Origin of the sequence: Shewanella livingstonensis (assembly GCF_003855395.1) — a bacterium.
GTDB classification, from domain to species: domain Bacteria; phylum Pseudomonadota; class Gammaproteobacteria; order Enterobacterales; family Shewanellaceae; genus Shewanella; species Shewanella livingstonensis.
Genome location: NZ_CP034015.1, coordinates 958,938 through 981,571, shown reverse-complemented (window position 1 = coordinate 981,571; position 22,634 = coordinate 958,938). Strand labels below are relative to the sequence as shown.

At 40.5% G+C, this 22,634-nt stretch carries 16 protein-coding genes; 9 read left to right on the top strand and 7 right to left on the bottom strand.

Annotated features, from left to right (window positions below; all coding sequences use genetic code 11):
• Nucleotides 1-1,292: 1,292 nt before the first annotated feature.
• Nucleotides 1,293-5,846: an ATP-binding protein gene (locus EGC82_RS04280; protein ID WP_124729658.1), complete on the bottom strand. Its 4,554-nt coding sequence runs from the start codon at nucleotides 5,844-5,846 to the stop codon at nucleotides 1,293-1,295.
• A gap of 129 nt (nucleotides 5,847-5,975) precedes the next feature.
• Between EGC82_RS04280 and EGC82_RS04275 the strand changes: the two genes are divergently transcribed.
• Nucleotides 5,976-6,887 carry a LysR substrate-binding domain-containing protein gene (locus EGC82_RS04275; protein ID WP_124729657.1) on the top strand — a complete coding sequence of 304 codons (912 nt, stop codon included), beginning with the start codon at nucleotides 5,976-5,978 and terminating at the stop codon, nucleotides 6,885-6,887.
• Between the two features lie 113 nt (nucleotides 6,888-7,000).
• Here EGC82_RS04275 and EGC82_RS04270 read toward each other — a convergent pair whose 3' ends face one another.
• From EGC82_RS04270 to EGC82_RS04245, 6 genes are all read right to left on the bottom strand, one after another.
• Nucleotides 7,001-8,320, bottom strand: coding sequence for a transporter (locus EGC82_RS04270; RefSeq protein ID WP_208646924.1), 1,320 nt, complete (start codon nucleotides 8,318-8,320; stop codon nucleotides 7,001-7,003).
• Between the two features lie 29 nt (nucleotides 8,321-8,349).
• Nucleotides 8,350-9,063, bottom strand: coding sequence for a hypothetical protein (locus EGC82_RS04265; RefSeq protein WP_124729656.1), 714 nt, complete (start codon nucleotides 9,061-9,063; stop codon nucleotides 8,350-8,352).
• Between the two features lie 10 nt (nucleotides 9,064-9,073).
• Nucleotides 9,074-9,778, bottom strand: coding sequence for a C39 family peptidase (locus EGC82_RS04260; RefSeq protein ID WP_244212533.1), 705 nt, complete (start codon nucleotides 9,776-9,778; stop codon nucleotides 9,074-9,076).
• A 55-nt stretch (nucleotides 9,779-9,833) separates the two neighbouring features.
• Nucleotides 9,834-10,904, bottom strand: a complete 1,071-nt coding sequence (locus EGC82_RS04255; protein ID WP_124729655.1) for a hypothetical protein — start codon at nucleotides 10,902-10,904, stop codon at nucleotides 9,834-9,836.
• A 25-nt stretch (nucleotides 10,905-10,929) separates the two neighbouring features.
• Nucleotides 10,930-11,547 carry a hypothetical protein gene (locus EGC82_RS04250; RefSeq protein WP_124729654.1) on the bottom strand — a complete coding sequence of 206 codons (618 nt, stop codon included), beginning with the start codon at nucleotides 11,545-11,547 and terminating at the stop codon, nucleotides 10,930-10,932.
• A gap of 222 nt (nucleotides 11,548-11,769) precedes the next feature.
• Nucleotides 11,770-13,095 (bottom strand): sigma-54 dependent transcriptional regulator, encoded by a 1,326-nt coding sequence (locus tag EGC82_RS04245; RefSeq protein ID WP_124729653.1) that lies wholly within the window; start codon nucleotides 13,093-13,095, stop codon nucleotides 11,770-11,772.
• Between the two features lie 623 nt (nucleotides 13,096-13,718).
• Here EGC82_RS04245 and EGC82_RS04240 point away from each other — a divergent pair.
• The 8 genes from EGC82_RS04240 to EGC82_RS04205 all read left to right on the top strand — a co-directional run bounded on the left by EGC82_RS04240 (nucleotide 13,719) and on the right by EGC82_RS04205 (nucleotide 22,613).
• Nucleotides 13,719-14,903, top strand: coding sequence for a C15 family peptidase (locus tag EGC82_RS04240; RefSeq protein WP_124729652.1), 1,185 nt, complete (start codon nucleotides 13,719-13,721; stop codon nucleotides 14,901-14,903).
• A gap of 82 nt (nucleotides 14,904-14,985) precedes the next feature.
• Nucleotides 14,986-15,597 carry a SprT family zinc-dependent metalloprotease gene (locus EGC82_RS04235; RefSeq protein ID WP_124729651.1) on the top strand — a complete coding sequence of 204 codons (612 nt, stop codon included), beginning with the start codon at nucleotides 14,986-14,988 and terminating at the stop codon, nucleotides 15,595-15,597.
• Between the two features lie 90 nt (nucleotides 15,598-15,687).
• A complete protein-coding gene (locus EGC82_RS04230) occupies nucleotides 15,688-16,455 on the top strand; it encodes an endonuclease (RefSeq protein WP_415837664.1) in 768 nt (255 codons plus the stop codon).
• 49 nt (nucleotides 16,456-16,504) lie between these two features.
• On the top strand, nucleotides 16,505-17,245 hold the full coding sequence (gene rsmE / locus EGC82_RS04225) for a 16S rRNA (uracil(1498)-N(3))-methyltransferase (RefSeq protein ID WP_124729650.1): 741 nt from the start codon (nucleotides 16,505-16,507) through the stop codon (nucleotides 17,243-17,245).
• A 43-nt stretch (nucleotides 17,246-17,288) separates the two neighbouring features.
• Entirely contained in the window at nucleotides 17,289-18,242 is a 954-nt protein-coding gene (gshB, locus tag EGC82_RS04220) for a glutathione synthase (protein ID WP_124729649.1), read from the top strand.
• Nucleotides 18,243-18,343: 101 nt separating this feature from the next.
• Nucleotides 18,344-19,603 carry an alkaline phosphatase gene (locus EGC82_RS04215; protein WP_415837666.1) on the top strand — a complete coding sequence of 420 codons (1,260 nt, stop codon included), beginning with the start codon at nucleotides 18,344-18,346 and terminating at the stop codon, nucleotides 19,601-19,603.
• Nucleotides 19,604-19,721: 118 nt separating this feature from the next.
• On the top strand, nucleotides 19,722-20,759 hold the full coding sequence (locus EGC82_RS04210; protein WP_124729647.1) for a class I SAM-dependent methyltransferase: 1,038 nt from the start codon (nucleotides 19,722-19,724) through the stop codon (nucleotides 20,757-20,759).
• 186 nt (nucleotides 20,760-20,945) lie between these two features.
• A complete protein-coding gene (locus EGC82_RS04205) occupies nucleotides 20,946-22,613 on the top strand; it encodes a DUF342 domain-containing protein (RefSeq protein ID WP_124729646.1) in 1,668 nt (555 codons plus the stop codon).
• Nucleotides 22,614-22,634: the final 21 nt, after the last annotated feature.

Here is a 22,634-nt window from a genome sequence, read left to right as displayed (position 1 = left end):
GGTTAATTTCAGCTAAAAATGTTAAATTTCAGCTAAAATACGTAAATCTGCATTTTTAGACCCATAAAATGCTCCAAATGAACATCGCGCTAAAACAAACAAGCATTTATTAACTCATCGAATGAATTTAACGAAGGGAACAAACATCCTTCAAGGTGGTGTTTTTATCTGCGAATGACAATATTGATTATGCCCAAACTGCTTAGCGTTGAATAGCGCTACATCATCTCGATCAAAGTAAGGCTGAATAGATTGATTATCACCCAATAGAGCAATACCGCAATTTTAGTTCTCATTAATGTAGTTATAAACATGAGAATAAATAAGTTCATCAGTCATTATTTGGCATAGCTCACGGGCATCGAACTACTGCACGTGCTGACAAACCACCACAAACTCTTCACTGCCCTATCTTGTAACAACATCCACTTTTTTAGCGAAACTTGCAGTACTTATGCTGCATGGCTCCATATTTTTAAAGCTTTGAAAAAGGTTGATACTTTAATGAACCATTGCGCTTGGATATTTAAAAAAATATCGCTAAACAAGAGAGACTGGACGCACTTGGGAGTTTGATTGCAAGTGCGTTAACTCGCATCGACCTGGTTTAGTTATTCCAGACCCTGAGGCCAAAATGAGGTGGACACTAGGGCCTGTTGATCTTTCAAGGTTATTTTTGCAGCGAATTGTTGGCCATTTGTACAAGGCAGAGACTTTGAGGTGTAGTTATTCTACATAAAAAGTCGATAACACAGTAAAAATGGCCAACAAACGCTGCCCGAAGGGTTCGGCTAAAAACGTTTTACTCTTTGTTGAATGCATTTTGCTTAGATGACTAGGCATCAATCCATTCGCCTCGATTAAAACGTTTTTAACTCGAACAAAATTCAACCAGCAAAGATCAACAGGCCCTAGCACAAAGGTCAAATAGTTATCACCGGCTAATAGATATAAATAATTAGCTAAAATGCTGATATAGCGACCATTAATAATAGCTTCACAAGGCAACCAATCAGATCAACCCAGTAGCGGATGACATTGCGATGTTGTGAGTAGATGCAAAACTGGCTTTTGGGTACCAAAACATTGACATATTCAATATCAATCTAATTAATAAGCAATAATATCAATTTCTTATAAGAAATTATTAGATCAAATATTCGATAAATAATTAAATAATATACTTGAACGAAAAAGTGTGTAGGCCATCTAGAATATTACGTCATACAAAAATAAGACAAAAAAATACCTGCCCATAAGGCAGGTATTTGTCTAACAACCTATTGTAGGTATTACGCTTCGATAGGTGATATTACAAACAGTAAGTCACCTTGTGAAACTTGTTGACCATTGCTATTAAGAATACGTTCAATGCGATACTGTTGATCTTCAGGATATAACACACCCGTTTGACGATTAAAGCCCGCTAACGTTAATTGAGAGAACATCTTCATTGCTTCCATCAATGCCAATGTTTGCTCAACGGTAACAATGTCACCTTCTTTTACAAAGTCTGCTTCACCTGGAGCTGGAGAGGTATAGAAAATACCTGCGCCTTGCGCCAATACTTTCAGCTCGTTGCTTTCGCCAACACGTAATGATTCAGTATCAACCTCAATCGCTTCAGCTGCTGCTTCCATTTCAGCAATCAGTGCAGGTATGTCTAACTCAGCCATTAAACGTGGCAAATAGTTAGTGTCATACACGCCTTCATTGAAAGTTGGATCTTTAAGGATAAGCTTCAATAATGGAATGTTAGTCGCAATACCTTTAATCACTACGCTATCAAGATAAGCATACATTTTAGCCACTACATCAGCACGATCTTTACCACGCATAATGATCTGAGCGATTAGACTGTCATAGTATGGTGATACTTCTTTGCCCGCTGCTGCAATCGAAATAATTTCAACATCATCACGCTCAGGCAACACACATTCAGTAATTTTACCCGGGTTAGGAATAAGCTGAAGAATACCATGGCTATCAAGCGCCGCCTTTTCCGCAGTTACACGCACTTCCATGGCGTAACCTTGGTCAATTGGCTCAAGTTTCTCAATTGAACGACCTGCAGCAATATCAAACTGCGCGCTAACAATATCAATGCCCGATGTCGCTTCGGTTACTGGATGCTCTACTTGAAGACGAGTATTCATCTCCATGAAGTACACTTCGTTAACATCTAAGTTATAGATAAACTCAACCGTACCTGCACCCATGTAGTCAGTGGCATCTCCCAACGCACGCGTGTATTCCATCACGCGTTGTTTGAGCTCTTCAGGCAACATGGTTGAACCAGATTCTTCAATCACTTTCTGGTTATTACGTTGTACAGAACAATCTCGAATACCTAATACTTTGCTATTACCAAACTGGTCACGCAGTAACTGCACTTCAATATGACGTAATGAGGTAACGTACTTCTCTAAATACAAATCACCATTACCAAATGCCGCGGCAGCTTCTGTGGCGGTTTTTTGGAAGAAGCCAATCATGTCTTCAGGGCGTTTAACAACCTGAATACCTTTACCACCACCACCTTGTACCGCTTTTAATAGCACAGGATAACCAATTTCAGATGCTACGTTCACCGCTTGTTCTGCGTTAGTCAAAATACCATGACTACCAGGCACAACTGGCACATTTTGCGCTTGTGAGGTATGAATTGCGTTAGATTTGTTACCCATAGTCGTCATTGAATGCACGCTAGGACCGACAAAGTTAACCCCATTGTTAACACACAAAGCTGCAAACTGCGGACTTTCTGATAAGAAACCAATACCAGGATGTAATGCGTCAACATTTTCATACTCAGCAACTTTTAATACTGAGTAAGCATTTAGGTAACTTTCGTCTGAAGTATTACCACCAATACACACAAGTTTATCAGTCTCTTTAAGCATGTCAGCTGGAACAGATGTCATGTCTGGGTCTGAGGCTACCAACACTACATTAATATTATTGTCATGTGCTTTACGGATTAATTTAACTGCCGTACAACCACGTGCATGCACGAGAACTTTATTAATAGGCTTCATCAACGCACGAGGATCGTTTTGTACAATAACTTCCTCTAGTTCAATCACTTCAGGGACTAGCGTCGATAACGCTTTGCTGATCACTTCTTCAATATCCATCGTCGGTAATGGCATAAGTGGATCTATACCCGACAACTGAGTGTCTAAAGTGTCACTAAATGGATTATGGACTAACCCAGTCATTGCACCAGGCACTTTAGATAAGTAGTTCGACAATGTTGCTGTTGAAGGTAAGTACGCAGGTACCACCATTTGACCAGCAAACGGCATATTGGTGCCAGATAAGTAGTAAGTCTGTACCAAAGGATGAGTGACGAAACTAGCTTGCGCACCGCCTGTACAATCACCAAAACCAAACATTAGTACAGGTAATTCGTTATCACGAATAAAACGTGTAATACGATCGTTCACTACCGCCATTGAAAACAATGCCGCAGCGCCCTCTTTGGTTTGCATGCCACCAGAACTGATAAAACAAATAACCGGTAATTTACGCTTTGCACATTCGATTAATAGCGAACTGAATTTTTCAGCGCTGGCCATATCAAATGCACCCGCTTGGAATGCGGTATTGGATACTGCAACACCAACACGTAACTTACTGCCATTATGGTTAAAATCAGCCAGACCAGTAATTAAACCGCAAGGGCGGATCTTTTTATCAATAGCATCTTCAATTGATAAACGGAAACCAGGGAAATTAAGCATATTAGCTGACATTTTGTCGGCATCAATTTCATCAAACTTAGTAAAAAACTGTTTGATGATATTTTCCCAACCCATCTTGCCCTGTTTTTTCTCATCACGAAGCACTTTAAGGATCAGTAAATCCTGGTAACCCATGGTTAAGCGGTTCCAGAAATCCTTACGACGACCAATACGAACAGGGTTTATTGTACCTGTGTACTTGTCATGATCATCTTCACTGTCGAAATATTCAGGGAGTAGACGTTCGAAGAAGTACGTCAAAATAACAAATAAAGAATCGTTTAACTGCGGGAAACCAACGCTCTTCCATTGTTCGACACGCGTTAGTAATTCGGCACGATTAGATTGATCCATAAAGTATTTTAACCACTTATAGAACTTACTCTTGTCGTTAGCTTTATCACTTGTCGATAATGCATTATCAATAGATTTATGGAGTAACTTATCAACAGACTCACGAGATAAGCTTTTTGACATCATGGCTTCTTTAGAAATTGACGCCAAGCTGCCTACGACATTGTCATATAATGCATTGAAAATAAGTACGTTATGACACTGCCAAATAAAGTCTGCCCGTAATTCATCATTAACCACAATATCGAGCACAGTAAGCTGACTAAGCTCAGGCCATGGGGCTTGTGTTGTAGACTTAGGCAATGACTCTAAATGTTTAATTAAGCCATTGAAATTGTTAGCAGCATTACTTTTCCAACGATGGTATAACGACCAACCAATGTTAAATAGCAACGCTTTACGCGCTTTTTTATAGTTTTCTTTTGGTTCACCCAAAATAAACCGAGTAATCACGTTACGCTCGGCAGAAATATCTTTACGTTTAGCGCTAAAAGTACCCCAAAGCTTATTCAGCTCTTCATCGTAAACTAACTTATCAGGGTTGGTTAACCATGCTTGGAATACGCGTTCCTGTTCTTGCTTAATACGCGCTAACAAATCACCTTCTGGTACGCTCACTTTTGACAAGCGACCATACTGTTCCTGTGAAATTGAATGAATACGGCTACGCAAGGTCAAATAACGTAAATAGCGATATGCACTACCGAAAATATTGTGGTACATAGTCGGGTTATTGGCGACCGATAAACGGGTATTGTTTTCAAGCGTCAGTAAATTAGCCGACGGCGCTAAGAAACGCTGTAAACTGCGATCGTAATGTTCTTTTAAATCAGTCGATTCACGCACAAAATTTATTGCCGCACGTTCAACGGCTTCAATAGCACTGATAATCGCACGACGGAAATTATGCTGGCGCTCATCTTTATCTGATGGAGTGAAGTCGATAATCCCATCGATACAACCAGCGGTATATAATTCTTCTGGTGACACGCCTACTGATTTAGCACATTCCTGCCATGACAAGTTGTACTTACGCGCAATGCTTTGTAAGCCTTGTGGCTGAATGGTGTTGAAAATACCATCACGTACCGATAATAGAATATTGGCTGCTGCTAATGGAATAGCACCACCTGAGTAGCCTGCACCAATCACAATACCCACTGTCGGCACATCAACATTAGCACTTTCTGCAATCGCTTTAGAAATGGTATGCGCTTGGTTTTGGCTATTGGCAATCTCACCAGCATCAGCACCAGGAGTATCAATTAAATATACAATTGGCATCGACAATTCAGCGAAGTGACGAATCGCCTTACACGCTGCTAGATGATGTTCTGGCATCCATGCACCGTTTGCGGTCGTGCGCTCTTGCGCAATAAAACCAATACGGCGAGTACGAGTACCAAAGCTTAACTCCACTTCAGCACGATAAAACGGTCCGATATGACTTTCGGCAATAATTTTGCCTTTTAAGTCAGCTATCATTCGCTTCGCGCCGGGGCGATTTTTATCCAAGGTTGGTTGGATAACTTTATTGACATAACCGTCAACGTCTAAAGATGCCAAACTTTTCAAGTTTGATTGAATTGCATCTTCTGTTAATAATCCTTTTACTTCCCCAGATAAACTCTGTTTGTTATGAGCAGGAAATAATGAAAAATCTTTAGCCAAGTGTTCAGCTTGTAAGAAAAGTGGGTCAGCCGATAGTGCTTGAGTCTTGTTAGCGGGCTGCTTTTTGCTGGTCATCCTTAGATCCTCTGCTTTTATAGCCTCTGAAAAAATTTTTTAGCTCGTAAATATAACTTTGTTAATGGGTAAATTACCATATAAACTAGCTTGGACGCTTTGTTCCATAAATGAGACAGTGAGGTTTTAATGCCCGATTTGAACGGTATGATGCTGTTTGCGGCCGTTGTTAGGGCAAAAGGATTCTCTCAGGCAGCACGAGAGATCGGACAACCTAAATCAACTATTAGTCGTAAAGTAGCTCAATTAGAAGAACAACTCGGAGTGCGATTACTCCAAAGAGATACCAGAAATTTAAGTCTGACTCAAGTTGGAGCATTATTTTATCAGCACTGTGATTCCATTAGCCATGAAATTGAAGCTGCAAAAGCGACCATAGAAAATACTCATAATGATATTTCAGGATCGCTACGAATAGCCATTCCAGTGTCATTTTCGCAAGATGTTATCGGTCATTTATGCTCAAGTTTTATGCGTCTTTATCCCAATATAGAACTGGATATTCAATTTACTGACAATGATGTAGGTCTTGTAGGTGAAGGTTATGATATTGCCATTAAATACGGGCCATTACAGTCGTCTGATCTGGTAGCTAGATTATTGTTTGAACGTCAGCCTATTTTGGTCGCAAGCCCTGGTTATATTAAAAAATTCAGTAGCCCTGCAACACCACAAGAATTAGCCCAGCATAGCGGTATTTTACTCGGCACTACCTTATCGGCACCTATTTGGCCATTAGGAAAGGGGAACCGTAAAATAATGACAACCTTTAAACGCAAAGTCCGGGTTAATAGTGCCAGTATGGTAAAACGCTTAGCGATGGATGATTATGGAATTGCCATGTTGTCTAACACCAGTTGCAAGCAAGAACTCGCAAACGGAAGCTTGGTGCCTATTTTACAAGAATGGCCAATGGAAACCTTTAAAGTTTATGGGGTTTATTCAAGTAGACGCCAGTTAGCCAGTAATATTAGTGCATTTTTAGACTTCTTTACCAAGCGCTATACCAGCCAAGAATCATTGCATTCAATGATGGGCTAATGACCGTATCTACAGAAACTCATTGATTATCGGTTTGGTAAATACAGTCCCCCTCAAACAGCCTAAAATACATCAAGACTTAAACAGTTTGAGAGGAATAGCAAAACGTTGCTCTAAAAACGGTAAGGAAAACGTAAGCTAATTTGATAGTCTGGAGAGTCTTCCGTCAATCCTGCACCTATAGAGGTCACCATCGATAAATTAGGTGATAGCGCTAACGTAGCACCAATACCTAAACTCGCGGTATTGGTGTCAGTACGAGGGATTTTCTCCCACTCCCCACCTTCTGGTCTTTGTTTTGTTTTACTGTAAAACCGCTGATTAAAGCTCATGCTCAAACTCATTCGTTCTGAAACCGCAAAAGCCAATCCCACGCTGTAATCGAGGTAATTACCTAAATCAATTTCACCAGGACTTAACCCGCTCGAACCGGACAAGTCATCAAAGCTTTCTTTAAAACTAGCACCGTAATTTAAATTAAAAAATACAATCGCAGGATCAAAAGTTTTTGCTAAACTAAACCCTGTCGATACCCCCCAAACACCTGATCCCGTAGCCATTTCTGTAGGGTAGGTTAAATTACCTGTAGCGGATGTTTCAAGCGGGATCCCAAAAGGATTCTTTCCAGTTGGCGCGCGAACCCTAAAGTTCCACACCCAATCGGGCCAGTCTACAGATTCAGTATTAATGCGGTAATAAACAGCACCACTAACATCACCAATTTGACCACCACTAATTTTAGCCGTTTCATATCGCTGACTAGAGTTCCCCTCTCCCACTGAGTCATACTGAGTCCAGCGATACAGGTACGGTAAACCAAGCTCAAACTGCCAGTTTTCATTTAATGTGTAGCGGGTAGTAAGATCGAGTCTAGTCGTATTAGTGCGGATACGGTCTAGGTTTAAATTACCCAGAAAAATAGCATCAAGCGCTAAGAACCCTCTAAGAATTAGATCTTTACGGCTGTAATAGCTATAGGTAAATGAGGGTTCTACGGTGAACTTCCGAGAAAAGACGTTATGTGCTTCTTGCAAAACATCATCAGTACTTCTTGCTCTATCTGGGGCTTTTTTCCGTTTCGTTGTATCACTCGCGATTGCAGCTTGTTGAGTTGATTGTACCTGGGGTCTTTCTACTGGTTGTTGAGTTGTTGGTTGAGTAGTTTGTTGAGTTGAAGATGCGACATTTTCCGGACTACTTTGCCGGTTTAACGCCTCTTGCTTAAGCACCTGTTGTGCCATCTGATTAATAGTTTGTTGCTGTAACTTAATTTGTTGGTTTAACTGAATCAACTTTTGTTTAAGTTCTGTAATATCTTGTTCAGATAGCGTCGATTGAGAGGTTAGTTGAGAATCAGTCTCTGCAGCATACGCAGGTACAGCCAATATTCCAGGCAGTATTACTGCGACAGCTGAGGTCCATTTCTTATTCATATATACATCCTTGGCTTGTACAGAATGAATTAAAATCCTATTGCGGTTAAATCACTGATTTGCCTTCCAAGTATATTTGACTGTATTGGTCCAACAGGCATACCGTCATACCTTATTGTAGACTGGTTTATTACTCCGTGACTGAGTCCATTAATAAAAATGCTCTGCACCAACTGGCCATTGCCATCTTGGTAGCTAATACCCTGGCTTGCCTTACCCGAAGCCAACTGAACCTGATAACCAATAGTGTTAGCGTTAGCCGAAAACGTAGTGTTGCTATTATCACTAACGAGTGTTGTTCCCACTGCAATATTAATACCCTGTAACATGGGAGTTAATCGGCCTTGGGCCATATCAAATTCATTAACGGCCAGGTTCTCATCTCCGGCAATTTGAATTCGTTGTTGTAATCCTGCCGCTTGTCCTAAGGTATCCAGCTGAAAGCCATTTTGACTATCTATAACATTGGGATCGCTAATGGTAATACTTATCAAAGGTTGATTATCAACTTGAGCAAATTCGATTTGCATACCAACTTGTTGTTGAGTGCCATTGTCTTGAATAAACTGAGTTTGCATTTGTAAGCCGAAATAATAATCTTGGCCATTATTAGTGTATTTACCTTTCATGGACTCAAGTTCAAAGTCTGTCAGTATTTGGCTGTGTTGAAATACAGACAGTGAGGGTGAACTAGCCATCACTGGTGTAGTGATAGTTAGCAATAGCATCATGCTTAATTTCATACCTTCCTCCTTAAAGCATATCTGAATAAGAGAAACCAAATTCGAGTAGCTCGGCATCGGTCATTGGTGAAAGCGGATCGAGTGCTTTAAACGTTAGTTTTGCTCTTGGATGTAGTAATGGATTATCACGTTGATACTCTTGTCCAATAACCACAAATACAACGCCATTCCACTTCTGATTAAACTCATCCATTGTCATAATCCGGTTACCCAAAGCAGGATCGCCTAAATAAACTTCTCCGCGCTCATGACGACGAAAAACCACAAAGTGGCTATAGCCACCATCATTAAGTAACACAATGGCAGGAATTTTAAGCAACAACATTTCGGCTTCGCCCACTTTATATCCTCGACCTCTTAACCCTTGAGATTGTAGATACCGTTTCATATTAAGCAGCGAAAATCCTTGCTCTTGTACTAATGTCAGATCGGCATGTTCTAACATGCCAATTAATACTTTTTGCTCATTCATCTCATGTCGGTCATAAGCAAATTTCAGCAGACTAGCCAAACTGGCAGCACCACATGAAAAATCAGTTTTTTGTTCGATAACGTGTTCAAATTTACGTTCACGAATACTTTGAATCGACTTAGAGTATGTGCCCATTCCTGGTACGACACCGGTTAAGGGAATATCTGCTGCGTAGCAATAATAAGTGAGACTAAAACTGGACATGATCAGCAGTGCGATCATTAAATTGGTTATGTCGCGCATAAGATGAATCAGGGGGGTTGCCCCCCTGCCTTATTCAGAACGTATCATTAGGTCTTTATTCACCAGAAATGATATCTGCAGGACCCGTAATGCTTGTTAAAGCAAGGTTATTTGACTGAAGGTTACCCGTACCACTTGCTAAGTTAACACCAATGTTACCCGATGCATTTTGGAAAGCGCTACCTGCTAATAATGAAGTGTTATTAGACTTCTGAACCACCGTTTGTATAAAGAATGGCAATTGGCCACTCACGGTGCCATTAAGCGCTAAATCGCCTTCTTCATCAAAGGTCATTACTTCAGCACCAGATGGGTTTTCTGTATCAAAATCAACATGACCCACTACAGTTCCTGTCCCTGAATTATGCTCCCCATCCCCTTCTAAAATAATTTCAGGATAATAAGCATCATTTAACGCAGACGTACCTTCATAAGTTCCTCCGCCATTAAGGGCAAGATTCACATCGATGTATTCAACATCATTTTGAACGACACCTATATTCATAGTGCCGTTATGTCCAGTACTTTGCACATTAGACACACTTGCTTCGCCTAAACGTCCATTGTACGAAGACGCAGCCATATTATTAGCTTGAATATTGTTGTTACCAGCAGCAACATTGACACCAATATTACCTGTGGCATTCATAAATGAAGCACCATCAATAGTTGATGTGTTAGTTGATGCCTCATTCCACACACCATTAAACCCACCCATTTGAGTACTAAAGATTTCAGCATCACCAGAGCCGAAGGCAAAACCGGCATCAATAGAGGCTAACGCAGCAGAATTACTTTGAGCATTAAAATCACCTGCCGCTTGGTTAACACCAATGTTACCGCTAGAGTTCTCAAATGCGTTACCAGATATCTTAGCGTCATTATCGTGATAGTAGTTTTCAACCATATTCGCGCTAGTTTCCTGCACGTTTTCAACTACAGCCATGCCTAAACCATTTGCAGTGATATTACCTTCAATGGTCACTTTACCTTTATATTTTAGTTCTTTCGATACATCTATTTTTTTGTCTAGTTCGACACTACTGTCTGTATCTGACATTCCATTTGCATATGCAGAACCACTCATTATTGCTGCAATGCTTAGCACTAAAGTTAGCTTTTTCATCTTCCATTCCTCCGATCGATGATTATTAATTCCCGCTTGGTAACTGCAACGAGAACTGGTTAATGGCAACATTGTTATCGCCAGAAATTTGATTAACTTGCATCACGCCTTGTGCATCCAAAAAACTGTCTGGAGCAATTTCGGCCTGATAGTGTGATAATTGATAAGATGATGGCGCCAACTGACTCGATACTTGAGTTAACGCTTGATCATTTAGCCCCAGGCCCATAATGGTTTCGAGGGTCGAGTCCATGGCAATACTGCCAATATTGGCTTGCATGTTTAGCTCACCACTCACTTGGTTAATACTCGCTAGCCCCTGAAATAACGCAAAAGCTTGACTGTCTATTACCGTAAGGCGTTGCTTATTGGGCTCTGATGGTGAGGCCGATTGAGGTAACTGACTATAATTAATAGTTTCTATGGATGTGCTGTAACCTAAAGCGTGACTATTAGACTGAATATTAAAATCGCCAGCGGCTTGATTGATACTTGCTCGACCTGCTCCTTGCATTACATGTGAGCCAATCACACTCGAATCATCAGCGTAAGAATGGGTAGCCAGCAATAACACACTTAGCTGTATTCCTCGTTTCAATGACAATTGCAATAAGTTGCAATATGGTCTGCTAATGATATCCATAAGATGTTCCTTTCATACTTGATACAAGGGTGTAGCAACCCTTATGCCAACAATGAAAGTTTATATATTTCAAATAGATAGTTTTTTTGATGATTTGATATTCTTAAAATTAAGAATATAAATGACTAGGATATTGATATACATATTAATTTTAAATATCAGCTTAATCTTAATATTAAGACTCGATAAGTAAACGGAGTGGGGAACACCATATTAACAAGATTAGATTAGTGGTAAGTCATGCTTATCCATGAGCCGATAAAAGGTTGCTCTAGAAATATCTAAATAACTTGCTGCTAGCTCAACTTGACCGTCGGCAATCATGATGGCTTGTTGTAATGCTTGTTTTTCAGCATTGTCTTTTAAGGTTTTCAGCGACAGAGCGATATGACGTTTTTTATCGATATTAGCGAGCTCTAGGTTTTGCGCACTTATTTGCTGCGTATCGCACAATACAACAGCACGACGAACACGATTAATTAACTCGCGCACATTGCCAGGCCATGGATAATTTAACAATGCATGGCAAGCAGATTGCGACAACGGCTTAATAGCAAGTCCATATTCATTGGAATACACCCGCACAAATCGATTAGCTAAACTGATAATATCATCACGTCTTGTTTTTAAACGTGGGGTTTCAATGGTAATGCCATTTAAACGATAATAGAGATCTAACCTAAAATTACCCTGATCGATGGCATTTTCTAAGTCAACATGAGTTGCGGCTAAAATACGAACATCAGCAGATTGTGGTGTACCACCACCAACAGAGTCGTACAAGCCTTCTTGTAAAAAACGCAGTAAATTAACTTGCAGTTCAGCGGGTAAATCGCCAATTTCATCTAAAAATAATGTGCCACCATCTGCCAATGCAATTTTGCCTTTTCTGGTACTAGTCGCCCCAGTAAAAGCTCCTTTCTGATGACCAAATAAATCTGACTGAATCAATCCTGCCGCCATAGCGCCACAATTAACGGTAATAAAAGGGCCATCTTTTCTAGCAGACAGTTGGTGTAGTTTGGTAGCGACTAATTCTTTACCTGTGCCAGATTCACCTCGGATAAGCACTGGGATATCAGTAGGAGCAACTCGATCAACTTGACGGAATAACTGTTGCATTACATCCGATTGGTACGCAGGTTGTTCGGGGTCTTTATTCGATGGCTCAAGCTGTGGAGCGTGATGCTGTTGCTTTAATTTAGATAAGCCGATGCCATGACCCAAGCACTTATCTAATCTTTCAGGATCAATTGGGCTAGTGCAAAAGTCCCAAGCAAATTGGGCAATAAAAGTGGTAATGTCGGTATTGTCCAGCTGAGCTTTATTGATAAGTACAATAATATGGATCCCCTGGTCTAACTCTCTAGCCAGGTAATTGATTTCATTAATAGTATTTTCTTTTCGTAGATCGATTAAGCATAGAGCACAATTGATGGGTATTTTATTTTTATCATATTTGTCAATATAGTGAAGCTCAAAGTGTAATCGAGAAAGTACATCATTTAGCTCATTACACTGAGAACCTGCCATTAATAATGGTTCCATGTTGATATCCTTTCAATATAGTGAACACAATAGCGCCAACACCAGCGTGCTAACACAAGAATAGCCTGTGCATCTTATCTATAGGTATAACTGGATAATGTGACTTAAATATAAACCCCGAATAACTTAACTATCAATCCAGAGTATTGCCTAATTGCTCATATCATCGGTAACTAAGTACATAGAAGGAAGCGATTACTTACAACAATATTATTATTTGACTCAATATCAATATACAAGCAGAACCACACTTCGCTCACCTTCAATCATCTTTGCATTCGTTTCTAAGCCTAGATTAACCGCAACAATGACCAAATTCAGTATATCTGTTATCTCAGCTATATCTTTTTATGGTCTTAGTATGGTTGAGAAGCATCAATAGTATAGAAAAAATCAGTAATTAAATTAACATCACGATAAAGTTTAACCGCCCAAACACATTATCTAAATAAATTCATCACTCAAAAAAAACTTACTAATATACAAGTATTAAAAGGGTTATTAAATCGGCTAAACATCTGTGTTATAACTGTAACTTAGACTTACCTAGAGTCAGTCTAGTGGGCAATAAAGTTGTTAAACTCGACCCCAAGATGGGTATTTAGGGTCCTAAAGGAACCGTTATGATTAAACACAGTGCTTTTATAATGTTAAGTTCATTGGCATTAGTCACGTTATCGAATGCAGTTATTGCAGGGCAACTCCCAAAAAACGTCGAAGAGATGCGTGTATCGAAGGCTGGGCAAACAATGCCTCATGTAGTTAATCGCTATCAAGCTATCAGTGATACTCTGGAGGTTGAGTTAAGCCACTCCACAGATGAATTAGCTGTGACTGAAATGGCGGCGCATCAAGGGCATAGGTTATGGCAGCAAGCTGTGCGAGATGTACAATCTGGTCACAGTGACGATCGCTCCTTATACTGGAGTCGTTTAAGTATGCGTAACGTCTTAAAACAAGAACGAGCTGGATTTAATCTGGCCGACTGGCAACGAGATATCTTGGTCAAAGCGGTAGAGAAATCCTCTCGTGGTTTTAGCGATATTGAATTCTCACCCGACAGCCAAATTAATATTTTAGTAACCGGTTTTGACCCGTTTTTTCTTGATAGAAATATTGGCCAAAGTAACCCGTCAGGTTTAGCCGCGCTAGCATTAGACGGGTATCGTTTTAAAGTGAATGGCAAAATGGCTCAAATTGAAACGGTAATGATCCCAGTTAGATATAGCGATTTCGACAATGGCATTATTGAATCATTACTGACGCCTTTTTATCGAGACCACAGTGTCGACATGGTATTTACCATTAGCATGGGTCGTGACAATTTCGACATTGAGCGTTTTCCTGGACGTAACCGCAGTGCAGAAGCTCCAGACAATTTAAATGTATTAACCGGCGCCAGTCATAGCAACCCTAAAGCACCATTATTTAACGGTGGCACCTCAAGTGATGGTAAATTAAATGGTCCAGAGTTCGTGCAATTTTCGCTGCCGGTTGAAGCTATGGCAGCAGTAAAAGGCCACTGGAGTGTTAATGATAATAACCAGATTAACACGTTATCTAGAGGGCAATTTAAGGCGTCATCACTGGCTGAATTACAAAATGAAATTTCAGTAGAAGGTTCTGGTGGCGGTTATTTATCTAATGAAATTTCCTATCGCAGTATTTTACTTCGTGACCAATTTAACTTGAATTTACCGGTAGGGCACATTCATACTCCACGCATTAAAGGCTACGATTCACAAGTAGAATCGGATATAGTTGAACAAATAAGAGCCATGATAGCCGCAGCGGCCAGCACACTGTAATGCCAATAGACTAATATAAAATGTCTATGCTTTACTTGCTTGAGTCTGTTATTGAATATTCCTGTAAGTGAAGCATTTCAGCATGTTTAAAAGTATTTCTAATCTCACCCAGCGCGCGCACCGAGCGCTAACGCAAAACGTTGACACAAATAGTTCCTCGTTATCAACGCCACCACAGTCGAACCGAGCGCTTAATGTCACCATCAATAATCCACTTCAATTACAAATTTTAGCCAAAATAGAAACCGACTATCAATTAGCCGAACACTATTTTAAACGCCCATTCTCACGCCCTAGCGTTCATTTTAGCTTGCGTGGTAAAAGTGCCGGCACAGCCCATTTACAGGCCAATAAATTACGCTTTAATCCTGTATTACTGGCCGAAAACCCAGAAGTGTTTGTAAATGAAGTGGTACCACATGAAATCAGCCATTTATTATGTTTTCATCTATTTGGTAAAGTAAAACCTCATGGTAAAGAATGGCAAAGCGTGATGCTAACAACATTTAATATTGCTCCAAAAACTACTCACCAGCTCAATACTCAGTCTGTCAGCGGCCAACAATTTGAATATTTTTGTGGCTGTGGCAGCATCCACTTAACCATAAGACGTCACAACAGAGTTGTCCGCGGCCAAACCCAATATCGCTGTCGCCGCTGTCAACAAACATTAAGCCCTTTTAACCCTAAATAATCTTTGCTTGGAATAATAAACGGTATCAATTGCGTCATCGCATTCGATGGCTTAACATCAGCCAAAATGACAGGCTAAGCCTGCGCTGTAATGATATTTTTATTAATTTTAGGGTTTATTTTGCGCTTATCATCCACACACTCTTGGCTATTTGGGGTGTCGCTTTTTTGCGGCATTTTTTCATCAACACTTATTGCTGCAGAACATCCCAGCAGCTTTGGTAAAGCAAAAACAATTGCCAAAAAGATTTACCAACAATACTTACCTCTCAATACTTTTTATTGTGGTTGCGATATCGCTATAGCAGGCAAATTATGGCAAGCAGACCATGCTAGCTGTGGTTATAAAGTCAGAAAACAAATTATTAGGGCTAACCGTATTGAGTGGGAGCACGTTGTACCCGCATGGGAATTTGGCCATCAATTACAATGCTGGCAAGACGGTGGCCGAAAAAACTGTGGTAAAAACAACAAACAATTTAAAAAAATGGAAGCCGATTTACACAATCTGGTTCCTGCTGTCGGTGAAGTAAACGGGGATCGCAGTAACTTTCGTTTCAGTGATTGGGGCGGAAAAGCCAATCAATACGGACAATGTGAGATGATTGTCGACTTTAAAGGCCGTAAAGCACAACCACCACAACGTGCAAGAGGTCCTATTGCTCGAACTTATCTGTATATGCAACAAACATATGGTTTGCAAATCAGTAATAGCCAACAAAAACTGTTTGCTGCCTGGAATAAAATGCAGCCGGTTAGCACCACAGAATGTCAACGTGATACCTTAATCGCAGCTAACCAAGGTAATCATAATGATTTTGTATTCAAACAATGCCAAAATAACGGCTTAGTTCGTTAATTAGCGATCTAGCAACCCTTGAATAATTGGTTAAAAAAGGTCAACACTGATGAGAGTACCACGCATTTTTCAGCCCCTAGACAATTTACAACAAGGGCAAACGCTTCAATTAGATGAAGATGGTGTTGCCCACATTGGCCGAGTATTGCGAATGGGAATGGGTGACCACATCATCTTGTTTAACGGTGATGGTAATGATTATTTAGCCGAAATAATTGAAACCAGTAAGAAATCTATTTCTGTCACGGTCCTAAGTTGTGAAGCTAACAATAGTGAATCGCCATTAAACTTGCATTTAGGTCAGGTGATTTCACGCGGTGACCGAATGGAGTTTACGGTTCAAAAGTCCGTAGAGCTTGGCGTAACCACCATTACACCGTTATTTTCTGATCGTTGTGGTGTCAAACTCAATGGTGAGCGCTTAGAAAAAAAACTGCAACAATGGCAAAAAATTGTGATTAGTGCCTGTGAACAATCTGGCCGCAGTATCGTACCGGTTGTCCGCCCAGCAATGACATTAGCTCAGTGGTGTGAAGAATCAACCGAAGCGTTAAAACTCAATTTACATCCAAGAGCTTCACACGGCATTAATGGCTTGCAGTTAACCGGTCAACACCACAAAGTAAGATTACTCATAGGCCCTGAAGGCGGTTTATCCGACGAAGAAATTGCCATGACCGAAACCCAGCATTTTACCGATATATTATTAGGGCCAAGGGTGCTACGTACAGAAACGGCATCGTTGACAGCCATTACCGCATTACAAGTTAAATTTGGCGATATTGGTTAATTAAAACTAATATTTTCTCTACACATTATTTAAGGATATACACATGATTAAGCTCGGTATTGTTATGGACCCTATTAGCGACATTAACATCAAAAAAGATTCGAGCTTTGCGATGTTATTAGACGCACAAGCACGTGGCTACCAATTGTTTTATATGGAAATGCATGACCTTGCGATGGTTAACGGCAAAGCCATGGCCACTATGCGTGAATTATCGGTTAAGCAAGATGCTGATCAATGGTTTACCTTAGGCGAGTCTGTTGATACTCCTTTGGCCGAACTTGACGTGATATTAATGCGTAAAGACCCACCATTTGATACCGAGTTCATCTATGCCACTTATATGCTTGAACGTGCCGAAGAAGAAGGCGTATTAATTGTTAACAAGCCGCAAAGTTTGCGTGATGCCAATGAAAAATTGTTTACTGCATGGTTTTCTGAGTTCACTCCAGACACCATAGTGACTCGCGATGCTAAACGTATCCGAGCCTTCCACCAGCTAAAACAAGACATTATTTTAAAACCATTAGATGGCATGGGCGGCACTTCTATTTTCCGAGTGAAAAAAGATGACCCTAATGTTGGGGTTATTATCGAAACCTTAACCAGTTATGGCCAACAATACGCTATGGCTCAAGCATTTATTCCTGAAATTACTCAAGGCGATAAGCGTATTTTAGTGATTGACGGTGAACCAGTACCTTACGCACTCGCGCGTATTCCAATGAAAGGTGAAACCCGTGGTAACCTGGCCGCTGGCGGCAGCGGTGTGGCACAGCCATTGTCAGAAAGTGATTGGAAAATTGCCCGCGCAATTGGACCTGAATTAAAAAAGCGTGGCCTTATTTTTGTCGGCTTAGATGTGATTGGCGATAAGTTAACCGAAATCAATGTAACTAGCCCAACTTGCATTAAAGAAATTGAAGCAGCATTTGACGTTAACATTACGGGCATGCTCATGGATGCCATCGAAGCCCGTATAAGCCAGAAAAAATAGGATTATTCATGCATTATTTATCGACCTGCCAACAAATAATCAGCAGATTAGTATTGGTATCTAGCTTAGTCGTAACAGGTGCAATGGCCGATGAAGTCATTATGTCTCCTGTAGTAGACAACACCACTAGCAATAATGTACCAACAATTGGTCCATCAAGGCCGACAAACATTATCATTATGATTGGTGATGGTATGGGACCCGCCTACACCACAGCCTACCGTTATTATAAAGATAACCCTGAGACCGAAGAGATTGAGCAAACGGTTTTTGACCGCTTACTCGTTGGTATGGCAAGTACCTACCCGGCTTCTGTCAGTGGTTATGTTACCGACTCTGCGGCATCGGCAACTGCATTATCTACTGGGGTTAAAAGCTATAATGGTGCAATTGCAGTCGACACTGAAAAGCGTCCATTAACGACCTTAATGGAGAAAGCTAAAGCATTAGGCTTATCAACAGGCGTTGCGGTGACCTCTCAGGTAAACCATGCTACACCGGCTGCATTTCTCGCTCATAATGAAAGCCGCAGTAATTATATTGATATTGCAGAGGCTTATTTAACGTCCGATGCGGATGTAATTCTTGGTGGTGGTCAGCAATATTTCACCCCAACATTACTTGAGCAGTTCAGCGCGAAAGGTTACCAACACATTACTGAGTTCTCCCAGCTTGAATCGGTTACTAACCCAAAAGTATTGGGACTATTTGCAGATGTGCAGCTGCCTTGGGTCATTAACGACAAAAAGGCGCATAAGCTTAGTCATATGACCCAAAAGGCATTAGATTTGCTATCGCAAAATAAGCAAGGTTTTGTGTTACTAGTGGAAGGCAGCTTAATTGATTGGGCTGGCCACAGTAACGATATTGCTACTGCGATGAGTGAAATGGATGAATTTGCTTCTGCTATTGAAGTGGTTGAACAATTTGTTCGTCAAAGTAAAGACACACTTATGATTGTAACAGCAGATCATAATACTGGTGGCTTATCCGTTGGCGCAAACAACAAGTACGAGTGGAACCCACAGGTTCTGCATAAGGTTAAAGCCAGTCCAGATGTTATTGCAACTCGTGCTATTGCAGAAGATAATTGGCAGCCTTTAACGGCAACATTATTAGGTTTTACCCCAAACGAAGCACAATACAGTCAATTACAAACGGCTCGTATGCAAGGCAATGAACCATTGTCTGTTGCACTGCGTAAATTAATTGATATTCAGTCAAATACCGGTTGGACAAGTGGCGGTCATACCGCTATGGATGTTCAGGTATTTGCAGCAGGTCCTGGCGCCAGATTATTTAGCGGCCATCAAGACAATATTGATATTGCGATTAAAATGTTCAGTTTATTACCTGAATAGGTAAAAACGCCTTAATTAATACCTGCGACTATAACGACACAATCCCTACCCTTATGAAGGTGGGGATTGTGTTAATATCAGCGTGTTTATCTTACCTCTAGCATTATGAGCATCCAACGTGTTAACAAATCCTTCTCAAGCCTTAATCAGAAACAGCCAATATTTTGATCAGCAGAATGTATTAGTGCTTAATTATGAAGCAGATATTTTTGCACATCATTGTCTTGATTTTGCTCACAATGTCACCGCCCTAGCACTTGATTTTAATCATCACCTTATATTGTCATCTTATGCCAATGACAAACTCCAGTGCCACTTTGGTCATCAGCTGCCAGAGTCATTTGCGGAGACAAAATTTGATACTGTCATTATTTACTTTCCAAAAGCAAAGCCGTTAATGGGTTATTTATTACAACTCGCCGCGCAACATTTATCTATTGATGGTCAATTAATCATTGTTGGTGAAAATAAAGGGGGAATTAAATCGATTGCCAAACTAACACCAGATTATTATTCAGTCCCCATAAAACAAGATAATGCCCGTCATTGTTTAGTGTATATCAGTTATTTAACGCAAGTAGCACCAGCATTAACCCTCAGCGATTGGGTAAGCCAATACCCACTAGAGACTCCACAAGGACAATTACAGATTTGTAATATTGTTGGCGTCTTTAGCGAAAAACGTCTCGATCAGGGAACGGAATTATTACTGTCGCATTTACCTACTAACTTACACGGCAGAGTACTCGATTTTGGTTGTGGCGCGGGAGTCATTAGCGCAGCATTACTCAAAGCCAATCCAGAGTTAACCATTGAATGTATTGATATCAATGCAATGGCTTTACTTTCATGCGAATTAACCCTCGCAGCCAATAATATGCACGCTAAGGTCTACCCTTCTGACGGGTTTAACCAAATTAACGGTAAATTCGATGGCATTATTTCCAACCCTCCATTTCATGATGGGTTAACCAGCACCACCGATATTGCTACACAATTTGTTCAACAAAGCGCAACACGACTAACATCACATGGCATATGGCAAATTGTTGCTAATCGCCACTTACCTTACTCAGAGACTATTGCGGCTCATTTTGGCAAAGTGAATGTGTTAGCTGAAAACAATAAGTATAAGTTGTACCTTCATCAACGCTAACCTTAATAATGCTCTTCATATTATGCCGCTTCACTTATGAATGACAAAGCTAGCTTACTGCTGGAAATGCAGATAAATATCAGCTAAATTGGCTTAAAGGTAAAATAACGCACATTTTCGGATTCATTTGATTGGTATTCTATTTGCCTGTTATAAGCTGATATAAAAATAAAAACAAAGGATGTTATGTTAGAGCCTTCATTAGCCGCACTAAGCGCAGATAAAAATAAAGTGGAATTACGTATAATTCCCAATACCCATGGTCCGGTGTCAGCAGAGGATATCAACGCCTTACTAACACAGTCCGCCTTCGCCATGTTGTTTCCTATTGCACCGGCTATTAATAAAGCAGTAACTGAAGTTAATGCCCTTTGCGGTCAAAACCCTGGTAGTCACGAATTATTTTTTACCATCGCCGAGCGCAAAGATGGGGCTGTGAGCATCAGTGTCAGTGATGATAAAATGCAAGCCAGTATGAAAATTACCTCCGCTTGGGGTGGCAAAGATATCACCCTACCCGACATACTTAATACTCTGAAAAATCAAAAAATTAAAATGGGATTAAGTAAACCTAAGATCATGGCATTAATGCAGCGCTTGTCGATATTACCGCCAGGGGAAAGCTGTGAAGGTATCATAGCTTGCGGTAAAGCTGCCGTTAATGGTGAAAATGCCGTATTAACTCGAAAAGTAGCTTTAGCTCGTGAGCGCTTATTACAACCACAAGAACGCGAAGACGGCTCGGTCGATATGCGTAATTTAGGCGCACTTATTACGGTTAAGGCCAATGATATATTGATGGTTAAAATCCCCTCAACTCTAGGCAATCCAGGTTTTAATATCCACGGTGATGTGTTGCAACAAATTCCTGGTAAAGATAAATCTATGGAACCAGGCACTGGCACCAGCCTTCACTCCAAAGATCCAAACAAACTCATCGCCACAGTGTCAGGTCAGCCTGTTGAAAACCGCACCGGTATGCAAGTGGACGATATGCTGCAAATTAAGGATGTTGACGTTCGCTATGGTCACGTTAACTTTAAAGGCAGTATTTTAATTACTGGTGATGTGCACGAAGGTATGCAAGTAAAAGCAAGTGGTGATGTCACTGTAATGGGCTTTGTTGAGTCAGCTTCAATTGAAGCGCAAGGTGATGTTATTGTCAGTAAAGGCGTTATTGGTCGCTTAATTAAAGATCAAAAACTCAGCACGACAATTAAGGCGACCGGACAAATTTGCGCCCAGTTTGTACAATATTCACAATTAGAAGCTCTCGGCAATATTTTAGTGACTAAACAGTTACTTCACAGTCACTCAACATCAGGTGATAGCATTACGGTCAGCGACGCTCAAGGACGACGGGGTGATTTAGTCGGCGGTACAGCTACTGCTGCTAAAGGTATCAGAGCCATTGCATTTGGTGCAACAGCCAGTACCAAAACTGAACTGTTTTGTGCCATGCATCAAGGTGAATTAAAGCAACAGCTTAAAGAGTTAGATGACAGTATTAAAGGCATGGTTGTTGCGGGTTTAGCGCTAGAAGCGAGATTACGAAAATTGCCACCAAAAACCGAATGGCAAAGTGACGTTGGCATGATTGAGCAAGTTAAAATGATGCTCGACCAAAAAAATCAGATGGCCGAAGAACGCATTAAAGAGGAAGTAGAATATACGCAACACTTTAACGAAGTTGAAGGCTATTATAACAATTATGTCATCAGAGCTGAAAAGCACATCTTCACCAACGTCGAAATTCACATTGGTAACGCATTTAATCGTACCCAACGTGAACATGGTCCGTGTATTGTCAAAAACGTCAATCAAGAAATCTCATTCGATTACAGCAATCGTTAACGGGTAGATTAAACCAAATAT

What these genes read in the sequence shown, in the direction of transcription:
- EGC82_RS04280 (WP_124729658.1), bottom strand. Translation starts at nt 5,846, where the DNA reads ATGACCAGCAAAAAGCAGCCCGCTAACAAGACTCAAGCACTATCGGCT.
- EGC82_RS04275 (WP_124729657.1), top strand. Translation starts at nt 5,976, where the DNA reads ATGCCCGATTTGAACGGTATGATGCTGTTTGCGGCCGTTGTTAGGGCA.
- EGC82_RS04270 (WP_208646924.1), bottom strand. Translation starts at nt 8,320, where the DNA reads ATGAATAAGAAATGGACCTCAGCTGTCGCAGTAATACTGCCTGGAATA.
- EGC82_RS04265 (WP_124729656.1), bottom strand. Translation starts at nt 9,063, where the DNA reads ATGAAATTAAGCATGATGCTATTGCTAACTATCACTACACCAGTGATG.
- EGC82_RS04260 (WP_244212533.1), bottom strand. Translation starts at nt 9,778, where the DNA reads ATGCGCGACATAACCAATTTAATGATCGCACTGCTGATCATGTCCAGT.
- EGC82_RS04255 (WP_124729655.1), bottom strand. Translation starts at nt 10,904, where the DNA reads ATGAAAAAGCTAACTTTAGTGCTAAGCATTGCAGCAATAATGAGTGGT.
- EGC82_RS04250 (WP_124729654.1), bottom strand. Translation starts at nt 11,547, where the DNA reads ATGGATATCATTAGCAGACCATATTGCAACTTATTGCAATTGTCATTG.
- EGC82_RS04245 (WP_124729653.1), bottom strand. Translation starts at nt 13,095, where the DNA reads ATGGAACCATTATTAATGGCAGGTTCTCAGTGTAATGAGCTAAATGAT.
- EGC82_RS04240 (WP_124729652.1), top strand. Translation starts at nt 13,719, where the DNA reads ATGATTAAACACAGTGCTTTTATAATGTTAAGTTCATTGGCATTAGTC.
- EGC82_RS04235 (WP_124729651.1), top strand. Translation starts at nt 14,986, where the DNA reads ATGTTTAAAAGTATTTCTAATCTCACCCAGCGCGCGCACCGAGCGCTA.
- EGC82_RS04230 (WP_415837664.1), top strand. Translation starts at nt 15,688, where the DNA reads ATGATATTTTTATTAATTTTAGGGTTTATTTTGCGCTTATCATCCACA.
- rsmE (WP_124729650.1), top strand. Translation starts at nt 16,505, where the DNA reads ATGAGAGTACCACGCATTTTTCAGCCCCTAGACAATTTACAACAAGGG.
- gshB (WP_124729649.1), top strand. Translation starts at nt 17,289, where the DNA reads ATGATTAAGCTCGGTATTGTTATGGACCCTATTAGCGACATTAACATC.
- EGC82_RS04215 (WP_415837666.1), top strand. Translation starts at nt 18,344, where the DNA reads ATGTCTCCTGTAGTAGACAACACCACTAGCAATAATGTACCAACAATT.
- EGC82_RS04205 (WP_124729646.1), top strand. Translation starts at nt 20,946, where the DNA reads ATGTTAGAGCCTTCATTAGCCGCACTAAGCGCAGATAAAAATAAAGTG.